15 protein-coding genes are annotated in these 16857 nt (G+C 65.2%); 8 read left to right on the top strand and 7 right to left on the bottom strand.

Annotation, left to right across the window (positions count from 1 at the left end; translation table 11 throughout):
* Positions 1-181, bottom strand: a 181-nt coding sequence (locus PY310_RS16605) for a phage holin family protein (protein ID WP_275213968.1), incomplete at its 3' end; no start/stop codon positions are given.
* Positions 178-1113 (bottom strand): hypothetical protein, encoded by a 936-nt coding sequence (locus PY310_RS16600; protein WP_275215573.1) that lies wholly within the window; start codon positions 1111-1113, stop codon positions 178-180. The genes PY310_RS16605 and PY310_RS16600, both read right to left, overlap by 4 nt.
* 364 nt (positions 1114-1477) lie before the next feature.
* Here PY310_RS16600 and PY310_RS16595 point away from each other — a divergent pair, with 364 nt between their 5' ends.
* Positions 1478-1954 (top strand): MarR family transcriptional regulator, encoded by a 477-nt coding sequence (locus tag PY310_RS16595; protein ID WP_275215572.1) that lies wholly within the window; start codon positions 1478-1480, stop codon positions 1952-1954.
* A 90-nt stretch (positions 1955-2044) separates the two neighbouring features.
* Here PY310_RS16595 and PY310_RS16590 read toward each other — a convergent pair whose 3' ends face one another.
* The gene (locus PY310_RS16590; protein ID WP_275215571.1) at positions 2045-2617 is read right to left on the bottom strand and encodes an MOSC domain-containing protein; all 573 of its coding nucleotides are present in this window, start codon (positions 2615-2617) and stop codon (positions 2045-2047) included.
* Positions 2618-2743: 126 nt separating this feature from the next.
* On the opposite strand from PY310_RS16590, the gene PY310_RS16585 reads away from it, so the two are divergent.
* The gene (locus tag PY310_RS16585; protein ID WP_275215570.1) at positions 2744-3553 is read left to right on the top strand and encodes an IclR family transcriptional regulator; all 810 of its coding nucleotides are present in this window, start codon (positions 2744-2746) and stop codon (positions 3551-3553) included.
* Between the two features lie 129 nt (positions 3554-3682).
* Here the strand turns inward: PY310_RS16585 and PY310_RS16580 are convergent, their stop codons facing one another.
* Complete coding sequence (locus PY310_RS16580) at positions 3683-4912, bottom strand: aromatic ring-hydroxylating oxygenase subunit alpha (protein WP_275215569.1); 1230 nt, start codon at positions 4910-4912, stop codon at positions 3683-3685.
* A 75-nt stretch (positions 4913-4987) separates the two neighbouring features.
* Positions 4988-6178, bottom strand: a complete 1191-nt coding sequence (locus PY310_RS16575) for an NAD(P)/FAD-dependent oxidoreductase (RefSeq protein WP_275215568.1) — start codon at positions 6176-6178, stop codon at positions 4988-4990.
* Positions 6179-6426: 248 nt separating this feature from the next.
* Between PY310_RS16575 and PY310_RS16570 the strand changes: the two genes are divergently transcribed.
* The 5 genes from PY310_RS16570 to PY310_RS16550 all read left to right on the top strand — a co-directional run bounded on the left by PY310_RS16570 (position 6427) and on the right by PY310_RS16550 (position 13799).
* Positions 6427-6777 (top strand): bifunctional 3-phenylpropionate/cinnamic acid dioxygenase ferredoxin subunit, encoded by a 351-nt coding sequence (locus tag PY310_RS16570; RefSeq protein ID WP_275215567.1) that lies wholly within the window; start codon positions 6427-6429, stop codon positions 6775-6777.
* 31 nt (positions 6778-6808) lie between these two features.
* Complete coding sequence (locus tag PY310_RS16565) at positions 6809-8707, top strand: BCCT family transporter (RefSeq protein WP_275215566.1); 1899 nt, start codon at positions 6809-6811, stop codon at positions 8705-8707.
* Between the two features lie 9 nt (positions 8708-8716).
* Entirely contained in the window at positions 8717-9679 is a 963-nt protein-coding gene (purU, locus tag PY310_RS16560) for a formyltetrahydrofolate deformylase (RefSeq protein WP_275215565.1), read from the top strand.
* Between the two features lie 37 nt (positions 9680-9716).
* Positions 9717-12224, top strand: coding sequence for a GcvT family protein (locus PY310_RS16555; RefSeq protein ID WP_275215564.1), 2508 nt, complete (start codon positions 9717-9719; stop codon positions 12222-12224).
* A 159-nt stretch (positions 12225-12383) separates the two neighbouring features.
* Positions 12384-13799 (top strand): HNH endonuclease signature motif containing protein, encoded by a 1416-nt coding sequence (locus PY310_RS16550; RefSeq protein WP_275215563.1) that lies wholly within the window; start codon positions 12384-12386, stop codon positions 13797-13799.
* A gap of 162 nt (positions 13800-13961) precedes the next feature.
* Here the strand turns inward: PY310_RS16550 and PY310_RS16545 are convergent, their stop codons facing one another.
* Together PY310_RS16545 and PY310_RS16540 are read right to left on the bottom strand one after the other, a co-directional pair.
* A complete protein-coding gene (locus PY310_RS16545) occupies positions 13962-14933 on the bottom strand; it encodes a matrixin family metalloprotease (protein WP_275215562.1) in 972 nt (323 codons plus the stop codon).
* Positions 14934-15063: 130 nt separating this feature from the next.
* Positions 15064-15348, bottom strand: coding sequence for a DUF427 domain-containing protein (locus PY310_RS16540; protein ID WP_275215561.1), 285 nt, complete (start codon positions 15346-15348; stop codon positions 15064-15066).
* Between the two features lie 308 nt (positions 15349-15656).
* On the opposite strand from PY310_RS16540, the gene PY310_RS16535 reads away from it, so the two are divergent.
* Positions 15657-16784 (top strand): metallophosphoesterase family protein, encoded by a 1128-nt coding sequence (locus PY310_RS16535; protein ID WP_275215560.1) that lies wholly within the window; start codon positions 15657-15659, stop codon positions 16782-16784.
* The last annotated feature ends 73 nt before the right edge of the window (positions 16785-16857 follow it).

Here is a 16857-nt window from a genome sequence, read left to right as displayed (position 1 = left end):
TGCCGCCGCCTTTGCCGGTTTTGGTGGCGGATTCTTTGAGTTCGGCCTTGGCGAGTTCGACTTCCTGGCGCATCAGGGTGGACAGGTCGCGGGTGACTTCTCCGAGCAGGTCACCGAGCGAGGTGTTATCCGCCTTCACATGCGCCTCCGAGGGAGGCGGCTCCGGAATGTGGTTACTCACAGGTGGCGTCCTTCCCCTTCAGCGTCCGGGTCCGTGGACGGACGGCGCGCAGGATCATCGAACGTGGGCTCACCGAAGGCCGGTTCGCCGTACGGGGGCTGGGCCGCACTCGGCTCACCGTACGCCGGCTCACCGAAGGCCGGTTCGCCGTACTCGGGCTGGGCGGCACCCGGCTCACCGAAGGCGGGCTCGCCGTAGGTGGGTTCGGCCAGACCCGGATGGCCCACGGCGGGCTCGTCATAGAACGGCGCACCAACTCCGGCCGCTACGCCCGGCTCGGTTACGGCCTGTCCGGTTAGGCCCTGTCCGGTGGTTGGGTATGCCGCGGGGTAGCCGGGCTGCTGGACTGATGGGGTGGAAGTCCCGGTGGAGGCGGGGGCGCCGGCCTGCAGGCTGCGGCCCAGGCGTCCCGCCAGCACACCTGCGCCTGCGGCAAGCAGAAGGAAGGTGCCGGGGCGGCGGCGGGCGAAGGTCTTGACTTCGTCCAGGAGTGATCCGGGATCGCGGCCGTCAAGCCACGACGCCACGGAATGCGACCGGTCGGCGGCCTGGCGCACCAGGTCCGACGCCACGCCCGGCTCATGGGAGGCGTCCGCCATGGCGCGCAGTTCGGTGGAGATGGAACGCATCCCCTCCGCTACTTTCTGCTGCTGCGTGCCGGCCTGGCTGGTGAGGTCCGATTTGGCCTGGTCCAGGAGGTCCCGGGCGTTCGTCTTCACTTCGGCGGCTACGTTGGCAGCCTCCGTCTTGGCTGTTTCAGCCACGTCCTGTGCCGCACCAGCTGCCTGGTTGGCCACGCCTGAAGCCTCTGTTTTGGCGGCGTCCGTTTTTGATGCGGTGCCACCGGGTGCTCCGGCCGGCATGGCCGGGGCCGGGTCCCCGTACTGGTCGAGGGTCGACGGCGATGTCTGGGGCCATTGGTTCTCAGTCATTTGTCGCTCTCTTTCGATGGATCACGTTCTCAATGGATCGCTCTGGCGAGATTGCCGGCGGGGGCCGGCTCGGAACGAATAGTAAGCAAGATTATTATTCGATACTAAGCACACTTGCCATCCGCTTTGCAAGGGCTGGTTTTTCCCTCGCTGCGGATCCGGGCAGGGGAGTGGGGTCATCCGGGAGGGAATGCAGCCGATGCCTGACGCGAATTGCGGGCCAGCTTGCCAAGGGGATGATAAGCATGCTTATTGTAGGGGCGTGAACCATGCGTAATCCGCCGACGACGTGCACCGCCGTCGAAGGCACAGACAGCATCGACGTCACTGCGTCGTGTGAACGTCAGAGGCAAGGACGGTTCAGATGAAGAGCAATTCAGAGAGTGATATCCGGGATGGCTACCGCCTCCTCGTCTTGGCAGCACGGTTATTGCAGCGCCGCCAGGATGAGGTGTTGGCGCCCTTGGGGCTGACCCGGGCCGCGGCCATTGCCATGGGCGGCCTCGCTAACGGGCCCCTCAACCAGGAGCAGCTGGCAACATCCATCCATGTCAAAAGCCAGACCATAGGCAGGGTTTTGGAGCGACTCCAGGCTGCGGGCCTGGTCACCAGGACACGCCACCCGCGGGACCGCCGCCAATTCACCATTGGGCTCACGGACGAGGGCCGCGCCCTGCTGCAGTCCGCCCGTGATGCGCAGGCCAACGCCTTCCCCGCCGACGCCCAGGGGTGGCTAAAGCTCCGCACGGAACTTAACAGATTCGTGGACAGCCTGCAGAACCCCGTCTCCACCCCGCCCCGTTCAGCCTCAGGGATGCCCAGTCAATGGGCCAACAAATGACAGGTCCGGCAGGACGGGCAGGCGGCCACTAACCCGCTCCGGGCATTCCTTAAGGCAGCCGTCATTCCACCTGGCGGCCTCACGCCTTCCCTAAGGAAGCCGTGACGCCTTCAACCTGGCGGCCTCGCCTGCCAGGCGGGGCTCCAGGGGCACCGGACTAAGCAGCACTGCCGGACCGCGGTGCAGGAACCCGCCCGTGAGCGGCTGGCAACGTACGCCACCGCGGCCGCGCATCGCTTTGTGGGCGCCGGGAGCGAGCATCTGGTCCATCCACGCGCACGGGTTGGCGGCCCGGCCGGCCCTAAAGCGCACCTCTTGTCCCTGGGATTCCAGCACGAACTCCCCACCAATCAGCGGTGCCAGCTGCGCGCCCCGAAGGACAATATTGCGCCGGGTCAGCAGCGGGTCGAACGGCGCAGCACCCAGTTCCGCTGCCATCGCTTCGAGCGCCTCGATGGAAATCAGTGTGACTGCCGCGTCCATATGCGCTGCCTTGCCGAAAAACCGGTCACCCACGATTCCTTTGCCCGCCACCAGCTCGACAGTTTCGGCGTCCCTGGTGGGGACATCCGCCGCCCCCTCCCGCGCGCGGCCGAAGTAGGCGTGCGAAGGGGACACCAGAAGATGCAGGATGTCGACGTCGTACCGGTGCGTTGCAGTCATGTCCTAAAACTAACCCTCGTTCCCTGGACCTCGCATAGGATCGGAAGCGTGGAACTAACCGAGAGGGAGCTACATGGTCCTTCTGAGGCGGGCAAGCAAGCCGCACACTAGTTGAGAGTATGAATCATGGCTTCGAAAAATGACCGCGAATCCGACGTTGACGCGGATGCGGGCCAGCACGGCGGCGTGCAGTCGGTGGACCGGGCCATTGCAGTCCTTGAAATCCTGGCCCGCGACGGCCACGCCGGCGTAAGTGACATCGCCGAGGAGATGGGGATCCATAAATCCACGGTCTCCCGGCTTTTGGGATCGCTGGTGAGCCGCGAGATGGTTCACCAGAACAGTGACCGCGGAAAGTACCAGCTCGGCTTCGGCATCCTGCGGCTGGCCAGCTCCATCCCGGGCCGGCTGAGCCTGGTCCAGGAAGCGCGGCCGGTGATGGAGAGCCTGGCTGACCAGTTCAAGGAAACCGTGAACCTCGCCGTGCTGCGCTCCAACTACGCCGTCAACGTGGACCAGGCAATGGGGCCTTCCACGCTGGCAACGTACGACTGGGTGGGCAGCCTGACCCCGCTGCACGCAACCTCAAGCGGAAAGGTCCTGCTGGCGGCGCTGTCCGCGGACGAACGGGACCGGATCCTGAAAGAGACAGGGCTGCCGGCAAGGACCCCGCGGACCATCACCAACCGGGCCAAGCTTGAGAACGAACTGATCAGCATCGCCCGCAACGGCTACGGCGTCACGCTGGAGGAATTCGAGATCGGCATCAACTCCCTGTCCGTACCGGTGTACAACCACCAGGGAACGGTCATTGGCGCCATCAGCATCTCCGGCCCCGCCTTCCGCTTCGACCCCGAGAAGGAGCCGGGACTCGTCGAAGGAATGAAGGAGGCCGGCATCCAGGTCAGCGCGAGGATGGGCTACACCCGGCGCTAACTGCATGCCGCGCCCGGAACGCAGATAAGCACCCCGGACAGAAGTCCGGGGTGCTTATCTGCGCAAGGCACCGCCGTCGGCGAAGCCAGCTCGACGAACCCTGGCTGCCAACGGTTGGCTTGGCGAACCCTAGGAGGCGCGGCTTGCCGGTGACTCGTACCGTTTGAGGGTTTCAGCCCGTTCCTCCAGCGGCGCGGTCTCGGCGGTGAGGCCTATCCGCACTTCACCGGTCGGGGCGATGTCACCCACCTTTTCCTGAACCCAATCGTGGAAAGCGGCAATGTGGTGCTCGCTCGGGACCAGTACGCCGCCCTTGGCGTAGGTCTTCGAAGCCATGCCGGGCTGGCAGCGTTCGCAGGCGTCGAAGTCCTGCATGTTGACCCGGTGGAACAGTTCCACCGAGGCTGTGACATCCTTGCCGCTCTCAACCACCGAGGGCAGGTACAGCCAGTCGCATTCAACAATGGTGTGGTCTGCGGACATCGGGAACATGCGGTGGATGATCACGTGGTCCGGCACCAGATTCACAAACACGGTGGGCTTGATGGTGATGGCGTAGTAGCGCCGGTCCTGGTCCTCGCCCACGCCGGGAATGATGTCCAGGCCTTCGGAACCGTCGATGGTGAAGCCCTTGATCTCGTCCCCGAACTCCGCGCCGTGGCCCACGAAGTACTGGGCGGCCAGGCCGTCGGCGAACTCCGGCAGGACCTCGGTCAGTTCCGGGTGGATGGTGGCACAGTGGTAGCACTCCATGAAGTTCTCGATGATGAGCTTCCAGTTCGCCTTCACGTCGTAGCGGATGCGGCGGCCCAGGCTGAGGTTGGCCACGTCGTAGCCTTCGATTGCCTTCAGATCGCCGAGCCGCTCCTCAATGGCGCCCATGACTTCCTCTTCGAACGACGGCGGCTCATCGGCCAGGCACACCCACACGTAGCCGAGGTACTCGCGGATGTGCACTTTCGCCAGGCCGTACTCGTCCCGATCAATATCGGGCATCTTGGTCAGGTTGGGCGCGGCGATGAGCTTGCCCTCAAAATCGTAGGTCCAGGCGTGGTAGGGGCACTGGAACGAGCGGGCGGCTTCACCCTGCTCCTCCATGCACAGCTTCACGCCGCGGTGCCTGCAGACGTTGTAGAACGCACGGATGGCGCCCTTGCGGGTCCGGCTGATCAGCACACTTTCCCGCCCGATCTGCACGGTTTTCCAGGCACCCGCCTTGTCCAGGTCCGCGGACCGAATGGCGCAGAACCACATCTGTTCGAAGATCCGCTCCTGCTCGGCCCGGAATACGGCCTCATCCACGTAGGTGTAGCCGGGCAGGGTGGGGATCAGACTCGGGGCACTAACCTCAACAGACAATTTGTCCTCCTTACGAACAAAAGATCAACAGCAAAACTTGGTGGGTAGGTATTGGTACGGGGGTGGAATTGGCAGTTAATGCACGACGGCGGCTCCCACGAGTGCGGGGGCAGGCGCCGCAAGGCTGCGGCGCCACTTGGTAAAGAGCCGGGGCTGGTTCATGCCGAGGACGGCAATTGGAACATCGGCCCGGTAGTAGACGGCGAGGCAACTGTGAGTTTGCGGGTCGCCGGCCTCGATCTCGAGCCGGTCGTACCCCGCTGAGTGGCCGGCGAACTGCAGCTTGACGCCGTGCTGGTCGGACCAGAAATAGTGTGGTTTCGCCGGTTTTGGCGTGGCGCCGGCGTCCAGCAGGGCTTCAACGGCAACGGCCGGCCGTTCCAGGGCGCAGGTCCAGTGCTCCATCCGGCGGTGCAGCCCCACCTCGGCGTCGAACCAGGCGGCGCAGTCACCCACGGCAACGATCCCCGGCGCGCTGGTACGGCCCATGGCATCGCACACCACCCCGCCGCACAGCTCCAGGCCGGAGCCTTCAAGCCACTCGGTATTGGGTTCGGCGCCAATGCCTACCACCACAACATCGGTGCCCACATAGCGCCCTCCCTGCAGCCGGAGGCCTGTCACGTTGCCTTCGCCGCTGTAGAAGTCCTCAATAACGGCGGAGGAAATGAGTTCCACCCCGTTTGCGGCGTGAAGCCCGCCCACCAGCCCGCCCATCTCAGTTCCGAGTTGGGCTGCGAACGGTACCGGCTTGGTGTCGATGATCGTGACGTCCATGCCCCGCGATGCGGCCGCGGCGGCAACCTCCGCGCCGATGAAGCCGGCGCCGATGACTGCCATTCTGCTGCCAGGCACCAGTTCGGGAGCAAGGTCCTGGGCGTCAGCGAGCGTGCGAAGGGTAAAGACGTTGCTGAGCCCGGCCAGAGTGGGGAGCTGCCGCGCCCTTGCCCCGGTGCTGATGACGATGCCATCGGCTTGGACGGTGCTGCCGTCTTTCAGGCGGATGCTCCGGGACCCGGCATCGAGGGAGGCTGCTCCGCTGCCCAGAAGCCATTCAGCTTCCAGCCCGTCGTCGTCGCACTCTAAAGAAAGGTCCTCTGCCGTCACCCGGCCAAGCAGGAACTCCTTGGAGAGCGGGGGTCGATCGTACGGCCGGTGGGGTTCATCGCCAATGATGACCAACCTGCCGGTGAAACCTTGGGCCCGGGCGGCCCGGGCGGCTGAGAGGCCTGACAGGGAAGCCCCCACAATAGCTAGCGTCTTCATTTCGACGTCCTCTTTCAATTGCTTCTTACGCAACAACAATCGCCATGTGCAACAGAGTGAGCTACGCCACCGCCGCTGTCAAGGGTCCGCGCAATAAGCGCCGGGCCCTGCGCAACAGAAGGGAAAAGCCTTGACAAGCAGTGTGAGCTACCCCACTCTGTTGCTTATAGCGATTGCTGTTGTCCAATGCGGAACACCCGCGGACGGCAATTGCGTATCGAGATCCCCCAACAAAGAAGAGGTCCCTCATGCACAAGGCATGCCCGCTCAGCGAACTGGCGCCCGGGGAAGCGCTCCGCCTGAACACCTCACCGCCCATCGCCGTCTTCCACACTGAAGAAGGCGAACTCTTCGCCATTGACGACACATGTACCCACCAGGATGCGTCCCTGGCCGACGGCTGGGTGGAGGACTGCTGGGTTGAATGCCCGCTCCATGCGTCACGGTTCAACCTCCGCACCGGGAGCGTCGACGCGCCGCCCGCCAAGCTGCCGGTCCGTTCCCACGAAGTATCAGTGATCGATGGCGACATCATGATCACCGAATCCACGGAGGCCCCCAACCTTCCCCCCGGACTGACAGTGGACGGCCACGTCTAGCAGCCCATGAATCCGAACAAAGGACTTGCTCATGGCTTTGAACAGTGAAACCCGGCCGGACAATGACGTCTTGGACGAATCAGACCTCCTCCCCACATACGGCCCAGGGTCGGAGGCAGAGAACACCGAACTGATCATGCAGGAACTCCGCCGGACCCGCGCCGAACAGGCTGTGGCCAAGCGGCGGAACAGTAAACTCACCCTCGACAAGGCAACCTTCGGCATCACCGGTGCCGTTGCCCTGGCCTTCGTGGCCTGGGGCTTCCTCGGCCGGGACAGCCTGGCCGCCACCTCTACACTCGCCCTCGACTGGGTCATGGAATACACCGGCTGGCTCTTTATGGTCCTGGCCTCGTTGTTTGTTGTCTTCGTCCTCTGGCTGGCCCTGGGTAAATGGGGCAACATCCCGCTGGGCAAGGACGGCGAAAAGCCCGAGTTCAAGACGGTCTCCTGGATCTCGATGATGTTCGCGGCCGGCATGGGCATCGGCCTGATGTTCTACGGCGTCGCGGAGCCGCTCTACCACTACATCTCGCCGCCGCCCGGAACCGTGGACGGGCGCACTCCCGCAGCCATCCAGACGGCCATGGCCACGTCAATCTTCCACTGGACCCTCCATCCCTGGGCCATGTACGCGGTGGTTGGCATCGCCATGGCCTATGGCACCTACCGCCTGGGCCGCCGGCAGCTGATTTCCGCGGCCTTTACATCCCTGTTCGGACTCCGGGCAGTGGAAGGGCCGGTGGGTAAGTTCATCAACATCCTGGCGATCTTTGCCACGCTTTTCGGTACGGCAGCCTCCCTGGGCCTTGGCGCACTGCAGATCGGCAGCGGCCTGACATCGAACGGCTGGATCGGCGAAATCGGCACCCCCGTCCTGGTGGCCATCGTCGCCATCCTGACGGCCTGTTTCGTTGCCTCGGCCGTGTCCGGGATCAGCCGCGGCATCCAGTGGCTCTCCAACATCAACATGGTCCTGGCCGTGGTCTTGGCAGTCATCGTCTTCATCGCCGGGCCCACCCTGTTCATCCTCAACCTCATCCCCGCCGCCGTGGGCGACTACGCAAGGGACCTTGCCGAAATGTCCTCCCGCACCGAAGCAGTCGGTGACGAGGCGCTGCGCAAGTGGATGTCCGGCTGGACCATCTTCTACTGGGCCTGGTGGGTGTCATGGACTCCCTTTGTCGGCATGTTCATTGCCCGGATCAGCCGGGGCCGGACCATCCGCCAGTTCGTTACCGGCGTCCTGCTGGTCCCCAGCATTGTCAGCGTCATCTGGTTCGCCATCTTTGGCGGCACGGCCTTCCATGTCCAGCAGGAAGCGGACAAAGCCGGCACCCCCGGACTGGTTTCCATGGCCAACGGGACGCCGTCCATCGACTTTGACGGAGCACTGTTCGACCTTGTGAAGAACATGTCCATGCCTACCTGGCTGACCGCCGCGGTCATCATCCTGGCCATGGTCCTGGTGGCCATCTTCTTCATCACCGGTGCCGACTCGGCGTCGATCATCATGGCGTCACTGAGCTCCAACGGTTCCGCCGACCCGAAGCGTGGCCTGGTCATCTTCTGGGGACTCCTCACGGGTGCGGTGGCGGCAGTCATGCTGCTGGCCGGCGGCGATGAGCCCTCCGAGGCGCTGTCCGGACTGCAGCGGATCACCATTGTGGCGGCCCTGCCGTTCGTGCTGGTCATGCTGCTGCTGTGCTTCGCCATCGTCAAGGATTTGCGCCGGGATCCGCTCTCACTCCGACGGCGGCTGGCTGACTCAGTGGTGGAGCGCGCCATCCGCACGGGCGTAGACCAGCACGGCGGAGCCCAGTTCGATCTCGTGACCAAACACGAATGCGGCGAACGCTGCCCGGACGGCAGCCGCTGCCCCGGCGATGCCCCCAACGCCGAGTCCGCCACGCCCACCCCCACCCTGTAGGAGCAAACCGTGACCATCCTTCTTGAGAGCCGGGCCCCGGGCAACGCCACCGCCGCGGCCGGCACCGCAACGGCAGCAGCCACCACCCGCCCAGCCCAACTCGTTCTCACGTTGTCCTGCCCCGAGCAGCCCGGAATCGTCCGTGCAGTGACGGCCTTCCTGGCGGACCGCGGCTTCGACATCGTGGAGCACCAGCAGTTCGACGATCACGTCAGCGGGAAGCTGTATCTGCGCACCGCCTTCACTGGCGGCGGTTTCGAAGAGCCAAGCCACGGGGCGGAGGGGGACAGCCACCAGAACGTGGACATCCTCATCGCGGCCTTCGCACCCATCGCCGGCGAGTTCGGCATGGACTTCACCATCTACGACGGCCGGCCGCAGCGCCTGCTGGTGATGGTCTCGAAGTTCGGGCACTGCCTCAATGACCTCATCTTCAGGTGGCAGGCAGGCAGCCTCGGTGCGGAGATCGCCGTCGTGGTTTCCAACCATGAGGACCTGCGCCCCATGGCGGAGGCCGCCGGACTGACCTTCCTCCACGTCCCGGTGACGGCAGCCACCAAACCCGAAGCCGAGGCCCGGCTCCTGGAACTCGTGGCCGAGTACGACGCTGACCTGGTGGTCCTGGCCCGCTACATGCAGGTGCTCTCCAACGACCTCTGCACCAGCCTCCGCGGCCGCGCCATCAACATCCACCACTCGTTCCTGCCCGGCTTCAAAGTTGCCAAGCCCTACCACCAGGCCTACGACCGCGGCGTGAAGCTCGTCGGAGCCACCGCGCACTACGTCACCGCGGACCTGGACGAGGGTCCCATCATCGAGCAGGAAGTCTTCCGGGTGGATCACAGCCTGGACGCCGACGCCCTGGTGACCGTGGGCCGCGACGCCGAAACACAGGCGCTGTCCCGGGCGGTCAAGTGGCACTGCCAGCACCGCGTCCTGCTCAACAACACCCGCACCGTCGTCTTCCGCTAACGCGGGCGTCCGCCAAAGCCAAACAGGAGAACTACTTATGAGCGCATCACCACGCGTTGTCATCATCGGCGCCGGCATCGTCGGCACCAACCTCGCGGACGAACTGTCCACCCGCGGCTGGACCAACATCACGGTGGTCGAACAGGGGCCGCTGGAACTCGCGGGCGGGTCCACCTCGCACGCGCCGGGCCTGGTGTTCCAGACCAACCCGTCCAAGACCATGACCGAATTTGCCAGCTACACCGTGGACAAGCTGCTCTCCCTCACCGCTGACGGAGTGTCCTGCTTCAACCAGGTGGGCGGGCTTGAACTGGCCACCACGGAGGCGCGGCTGGAGGATTTGAAGCGCAAGCTGGGCTACGCCACCTCTTGGGGCATCGAAGGCCGGATCATCGACGCCGACGAATGCGAGAAGTACTACCCGCTGCTGAACCCGGGCGCGCTTGCCGACGGCCGGCGGGTTCTGGGCGGACTCCTGGTGCCCTCGGACGGCCTGGCTTCCGCGGCCCGCGCCGTGCAGCTGCTGATCAGCAAGACCCGTGCCGCCGGCGTCACGTACCAGGGTTCCACCGCCGTGACCGGCATCGAGCAGGCAGGTGGCAAGGTCACCGGCGTGCAAACGGCCGACGGCGTGATCCCCGCGGACATCGTCGTGTCCTGTGCTGGGTTCTGGGGCCGCGAACTGGGCAAGATGGTGGGATTGAAAGTGCCGCTGCTGCCGCTCGCACACCAGTACGTCAAAACCACTCCGCTGGACTCGCTGCGAGGCGTGAACGAGCTGCCCAACGGGGCCAGCAAGCCCATCCTGCGCTACCAGGACCGCGACCTGTATTTCCGCGAACACGGCGACCGGATTGGCATCGGCAGCTACGCACATAAGCCCATGCCCGTGGACATGAACGCGCTGCCGAAGGTCGGCGCGGAGGACATGTCCGATCACAACATGCCGTCCCGGCTCGACTTCACCCTGGAAGACTTCGCCCCATCCTGGGAGGACTGCCAGGACCTGCTGCCGGCGCTGCACGGAACCCGGATCGAGGATGGCTTCAACGGCATCTTCTCCTTCACTCCCGACGGCGGGCCGTTGATGGGGGAGTCGCCGGACCTCGACGGCTTCTTTGTGGCCGAGGCAGTCTGGGTCACCCACTCCGCCGGCGTCGCGAAGGCGATGGCCGAGCTTCTCATCGAGAGCCAGTCCCGCACCGACCTGCACGGCTGCGAGCTGACCCGCTTCGAGGAGGTGCAGACCTCTGATGCGTATGTCAGCGAAACGTCGCAGCAGAACTTTGTGGAAATTTACGACGTCCTGCACCCGCTCCAGCCCAGGGAATCCCCGCGGGACCTGCGCGTCAGCCCGTTCAACGTCAGGCAGAAGGAGCTCGGGGCGTTCTTCCTGGAGTCCGCAGGCTGGGAGCGCCCGCACTGGTTCGAGGCCAACCGCAGCCTGCTTTCGGAACTGCCCGTCGAGTGGCAGGCGCCGGAGCGGGACGAGTGGTCCGCGATGTTCTCTTCCCCGATCTCCGCGGCCGAAGCGTGGAAGACGCGCACCGCCGTCGGACTTTATGACATGACGCCGCTGAAGCGGTTGTCCGTGGTGGGGCCCGGGGCCGAGGCGCTGCTGCAGCGGCTCAGCACCGGAAACATCGCCAAGAAGCCTGGTGCCGTGACGTACTGCCTGCTGCTGGCGGACGACGGCGGCATCCGCAGTGACGTGACCGTGGCGCGCCTGGCGGAGGAAGAGTTCCAGCTCGGCGTGAACAGCAACGTGGACTTTGACTACCTGCGCGTGGAGGCACGTCAGCAGTCTTTGGCCGACTCTTCGCAGTGGGTGCACGTTTCCGACATCACCGGCAGCACCTGCTGCATCGGCCTCTGGGGACCGCTTGCCCGCGAGGTGATGGGCAAGGTCAGCACGGACGACCTGACCAACGACGGACTGAAGTACTTCCGGACCAAGGAGATTTCGGTGGGCGGCATCCCGGTCACCGCCATGCGGCTCTCCTACGTCGGCGAGCTCGGCTGGGAGCTGTACACCACTGCCGAGTACGGGCTGAAGCTGTGGGATCTGCTGTTCGAGGCAGGGCGCGAGCACGGCATTATCGCGGCCGGACGCGGCGCGTTCAACAGCATGCGGCTGGAGAAGGGCTACCGGCTGTGGGGCACGGACATGACCTCACAGCACCAGCCGTACGAGTCGGGCCTGGGCTTCTCCGTGGCCAAGGACAAGACGGGTTTTGTGGGTGCCGAAGCTTTGGTTGCCCGCAAGGAGCAGCCGGCCGCCCGGGCGCTGCGGTGCCTGACGGTCGACGACGGCACATCCCTTGTGTTGGGCAAGGAGCCTGTGTTTGTGGGCGGCTCCGCTGCCGGCTATGTCACGAGCGCCGCCTACGGCTACACGGTCCGCAAACCGATCGCGTACGCCTGGCTGCCGGCCTCCGTATCGGTCGGTGATCCGGTGGAGATTGAGTATTTCGGGCGCCGCGTGGCCGCCACCGTCACGGCCGAGCCGCTGTTTGATCCCGGTATGGAGCGGCTGCGCGGCTGAGCTTTCTACCCCTCGAGAGGGCACTTGGCGGCAGTCCCGTCGTGGGACATTGCCGTCAAGTGCCCTCTCGCGGGGCAACTTCGTGGGCCGCACTTCCTGTTCGTCACTCGTGGTTGAAGACGATCCTAAAATGTCGGACCCCCTTGTCATGATGGGTTTATGGGGAAGACGGCGGTGGCACAAGCATTTGCGGACATCGAGTCCGCTGTTGCTGTGCTCAATGCCGAGGCGGAGGGGCGGGGTTCGGAGCCGTTCTCGGCTGCTGATCCGCTGGCCGGTCTGGCTGATGGGTGCCTGGACATTCTGGCGGGCGCGGCGAGCGTCCAGGCCAGAGTGTCGGGATTGATGGCCAACGCCGCCGTGACCTACGCGGACACTGCCCAGGCGGCGGCACCTCCGGATGCGTCGGTGCCGGCCCAGGAGATGGCGGTGACCGCGGAGGTCGCGTGTGCCCTGAGCATCGGTGAGCGGGCCGCGGGGTCGTTCCTGGCCGTTTCCCACGCCCTGGCCACCAGGTTGCCGCTGACGTTCTCGGCTGTGCAGGCGGGGAGTCTGTCCTGGCAGCATGCCCGGGTCATGGCGGACGAAGCCGCCACCCTTGATGCCGAAGGTGCAGCTGCGTTGGAGGCCCACTTCCTGGACCCGGACGCACCGGACGCCGCCCGGGGCTGTCCCGCCGGGGAAATGCCGGCGTCCCGGTTCCGTCACCGGGCCCGTACCTGGCGCGAACGCCACCACGCCGAGAGTATTGAGACGCGCCACGCCAAGGGTGTCCTGGACCGGCGGGTTGAGTGCTGCCCGGACCAGGACGGGATGGCCTGGGTCACGGCCTACCTCCCCGGGGACCAGGCAGTCGCCATCTGGAACCGGACCACTGCGATAGCACGCGGGCTGCAGGGCCCGGCGGAGCAGCGGACCCTCACCCAACTCCGCGCCGACGTGTACGCCGCCGCCCTCCTTGGCAACGGACACCCTGAATGCAGCGATCCGGGGCAGGTCCTGTCGCCGCGGGCCCAGGTGCTGGTGACCGTGCCGGTGTTCTCGCTGCTCGGTGCCACCGAGGAGCCGGCCATGCTGGACGGGTACGGTCCCATTCCGGCGTCGATGGCCAGGGACCTGGTGGCGAACGGGGCCGAGTCGTTCCACCGGGTCCTGATTGACCCGCGCGACGGGGCGCCGCTGGAAATCGGCCGCACCAGCTACCGGCTGACCAAGGCCATGCGGCAATGGCTGCGGCTGCGGGACGGCAAATGCCCCTTTCCGGGCTGTTCGAACAACTCACTGGACAACGAAGCCGATCATCTCCTCGCCTGGGCCAACGGCGGCACCACCGGAGTTTCCAACCTGGGACAAACCTGCCCCAAACACCACCGGCTCAGGCACACCAGCACCTGGCAGCCCACCCCCGCCACCCGCGACCAACCCCCGGGCTGGATCTCACCGTCCGGCCGACACTACAAAAGCGAACACCAGGACTGGGAACCACCCCACTGGCCCGACCATCCGGACCGCGTCCACCTTGGAGTATCCCTGGGAGAAGAGGACCTGGACCGATTCCTCCACGCCCGGGCCTGACACCCATTCACGGGGACATCTCCTTGCCCAGCTCCGCCGTGTTTTAGCCAACACCGACTTCTGAGCAAGACCGACTTCTGGCCCAGCACCGACGCGCTTGGCCAGCGCCTCCTGCGGGAAGGAGCGAGCAATCCACCGTGCGCCTCACGGCAGCCCGGCGCGTCACAGCCGCGGGACGCAGGACCCGGTTCCCAGGAGGGCGAGTCCGGCCCGGTCTCCCGCGGCGAAGTCGAACTGCCCGGTGTTCTCCTCGTACATCAGCTGCGTGGGATCGTCCACGTGGTCCAGCCCCAGGACGTGCGCGAGTTCGTGCATGATGATGGCGCGGACCAGCAGGGAACCGTCGGAACGGCTGAGGATCTCCTGCAATCCCGGGGCGTCAAGTGTCACTTGGCCAGCCACCAGGACGTAGGGTTCTCCCGGGATGTGGGCATAGGAGCTGCCCCCGGTTCCTGCCACCTTGCCGATCAGGTCCGGTGATTCTTCGGGCGTGGACCAGGCGATGAGTACGGGAGCCCATTGCTTGCCGTACCGGTCCGGCTGGAAAGTTTCGCGCGTTTTCGACGGCGCCTCAGCCGTGGCGCCGTCGTACACGAACTGCAGCCCGGAGGCCGCGGAGACCACGGACACGGCCTGTTCGATCAACCGCTCGGTCCCCGGCGGGGCGTTGTCAGGGCGGACCACGTAGTGCACGGGGCGGCAGGGGTCGTAGGCAGCAAACGGCTGGCCGGGGTCGGGCGACTTCTGCAGGACGTAGGCGCTCGATCCGTTGGACGCCGGCGGTATGCCCAGCGGAGCGGACGCCGCCTCGAAGCCGGGCGGCGGAACCTTGGCTCCCGGCAGGTACGGCAGGGCTGCGGGCAGTACATATCGTTCAAAAAGTGCCGGTATGAGGTAGAGGCCCACAACCAGGGCGATGCCCAGGACAGTTGCGGTTCGCTTCCTCCACCTTCGCCCGCGGATCTTCTTCCGGTTGGCGGTCCGCCTTGCTGAAATCTGCGATACGGGGGGAGCCCGCCACGGATCGGCGCCCTCGGATTTGCCCAGTGCTTCATCAATCGCCCACTGCGGAACACGCCCGCTGGGCGAACGTCGGATCCTCGGAAGACCGTCGTCGCCGGAATCCGCTCCCAATATGTCCCCCTTGTGCCGCCACGCCCATCTCCGTTGATGGTCAGATCAGCATAATGCAGCCATTGAAGCGGACGACGCCGGCCCTCCCGACGACCTCCGCCTGCCCGAAGTGCAGCGCTATGCCGGAGCGCTATTCCTCGATAGTGACGCCCCGCCAGAAGGCGACGCGGCCCTCGATGGGCTTTGCCCGTTTTGTTGTCTGCGGGTAGTACCAGGCGGCATCAACGTTCAGCTTCCCGTCGACTTCCAGTGTGTGGTAACTGGCTTCGCCCTTCCACGGGCAGACGGAATGCAGTCTGCTGTCACGAAGGTACCGGTCCTTCACGGCGTCGCGGGGAAAGTAGTGATTGCCTTCAACCACCACCGTGTCATCAGAGTCCGCAATGACTCTTCCGTTCCAGACAGCCTTGACCATGTGGTTCCTCCCTGCTGTGCGTCCCGGTAGGTACGAGCCCAGCGGATGCTGGCCCGGTCCCTGTGTTTATCCGGGATGTGGACTGTTCGTTAGGTATTCCAACCGCATGTTCCGTGCGCTTGTTCCCGCTGCCACGTGGCTTCCGCAAGACGCAGCCCACCCGGGACAGCTTCTGTTCATGGCCCCGAAACCGGGCGGTCCCGGGACGTTTGCCCGCAGGGTGAAGTCTGTTAAGGCCCACGCTCAGCGCAACGCCAGGGGTTCCCCGGTCACCTGAGCAGCCATTGACCGGAACGAGGAGTACCCCTGTGTTCGTAAGAAGCACCATCACCGCTTTGGTGGCCCTGATGTCCGTGACCGGACTCGCCGCCGCGCCCGCTGGACCATTCGCCGCCGGCAATTCCGCCGGCAACATGTCCGCAATCAGTGCCACGGCAATCAGTGCCACCTCGAATGTCGGACCAGCCTCCAGGACCCAGGCACCCGCAGATAACCAGGCGTTCAGCTTTGGTGTCATCGGCGACATTCCGTACGGCGCCGCTGAAATCGCCAAGTTCCCCGCCCGCATCAAGGACATCAACGCGGATACCGACCTGAAGTTCGTCACGCACGTGGGAGACATCAAGAACGGGTCCACAGTCTGTTCTGACGAGTACTTCCAGTACATCCGCACCGAGTTCGATACGTTCGAGCACCCGTTGGTCTACACCCCGGGCGATAACGAATGGGTGGACTGCCACCGCACCAACAACGGGGCCTACAATCCGCTGGAACGGCTGGACAAGCTGCGCGAGACATTCTTCAACGAACCCGGCAAAACGCTCGGCCAGTCCATGCCGGTCAAGTCCCAGGAAGCCCTCGGCCTGCCCGAGAACGTCCGCTTCACCCGGAACCGTGTGGCTTTCTCCGTGCTGAACGTTCAGGGCAGCAACAACTCCCTTCAGCCGTGGACGGGCCTGGGCGAGACCGCTGCGACGCCTGAGCAGCTGGCGGAAGTGGAACATCGTACGGCGGCCGTGCTGGAGCAGATCCGCGCCACTTTCGCTGACGCCACACGCCGAAACGACCGCGCTGTGGTCCTCATGACCCAAGCCGACATGTTCGACCCCGCCCTGCTCGACGAAGCGCTTGCCAGCCCGGAAACAGTCTCCGGATTCCGCGACATTGTCCGGACTATGATCGCCGAGACCAACCACTTCGATGGCCCCGTCTACCTCATCAATGGTGACAGCCACGTCTATGCAGAAAACCAGCCGCTCGCCGCCGGCTCCCCATGGCTGGCCGTCTACGGCCAGGACACCGGCGCGGACCAGCTGCAACGTATCACCGTGGACGGATCGGCCAACGCCACCAACTACGTCAAGTTCCACGTCGCCGCGAACAGCTCACCGGGCGCCGAAATCCTGACCTGGGAAAAGGTCCCCTTCAGCGGGTAATCCGCTGCGGTGGAGCGGACGACGGCGGCGCCTCCTCCCGCCGTCGTCCGCTTCCATTTTCCCCTCCGAAGCA

The organism is Pseudarthrobacter naphthalenicus, from assembly GCF_029076445.1.
In the GTDB taxonomy this organism is placed as follows: Bacteria; Actinomycetota; Actinomycetes; order Actinomycetales; family Micrococcaceae; genus Arthrobacter; species Arthrobacter naphthalenicus.
Note: the sequence above shows the minus strand (reverse complement) of the source record. Positions and strands in the feature narration are given on the sequence as shown.

Coding starts and splice junctions, on each gene's coding strand:
- PY310_RS16600 (WP_275215573.1), bottom strand. CDS start 1,113: ATGACTGAGAACCAATGGCCCCAGACATCGCCGTCGACCCTCGACCAG.
- PY310_RS16595 (WP_275215572.1), top strand. CDS start 1,478: ATGAAGAGCAATTCAGAGAGTGATATCCGGGATGGCTACCGCCTCCTC.
- PY310_RS16590 (WP_275215571.1), bottom strand. CDS start 2,617: ATGACTGCAACGCACCGGTACGACGTCGACATCCTGCATCTTCTGGTG.
- PY310_RS16585 (WP_275215570.1), top strand. CDS start 2,744: ATGGCTTCGAAAAATGACCGCGAATCCGACGTTGACGCGGATGCGGGC.
- PY310_RS16575 (WP_275215568.1), bottom strand. CDS start 6,178: ATGAAGACGCTAGCTATTGTGGGGGCTTCCCTGTCAGGCCTCTCAGCC.
- PY310_RS16570 (WP_275215567.1), top strand. CDS start 6,427: ATGCACAAGGCATGCCCGCTCAGCGAACTGGCGCCCGGGGAAGCGCTC.
- PY310_RS16565 (WP_275215566.1), top strand. CDS start 6,809: ATGGCTTTGAACAGTGAAACCCGGCCGGACAATGACGTCTTGGACGAA.
- PY310_RS16555 (WP_275215564.1), top strand. CDS start 9,717: ATGAGCGCATCACCACGCGTTGTCATCATCGGCGCCGGCATCGTCGGC.
- PY310_RS16550 (WP_275215563.1), top strand. CDS start 12,384: ATGGGGAAGACGGCGGTGGCACAAGCATTTGCGGACATCGAGTCCGCT.
- PY310_RS16540 (WP_275215561.1), bottom strand. CDS start 15,348: ATGGTCAAGGCTGTCTGGAACGGAAGAGTCATTGCGGACTCTGATGAC.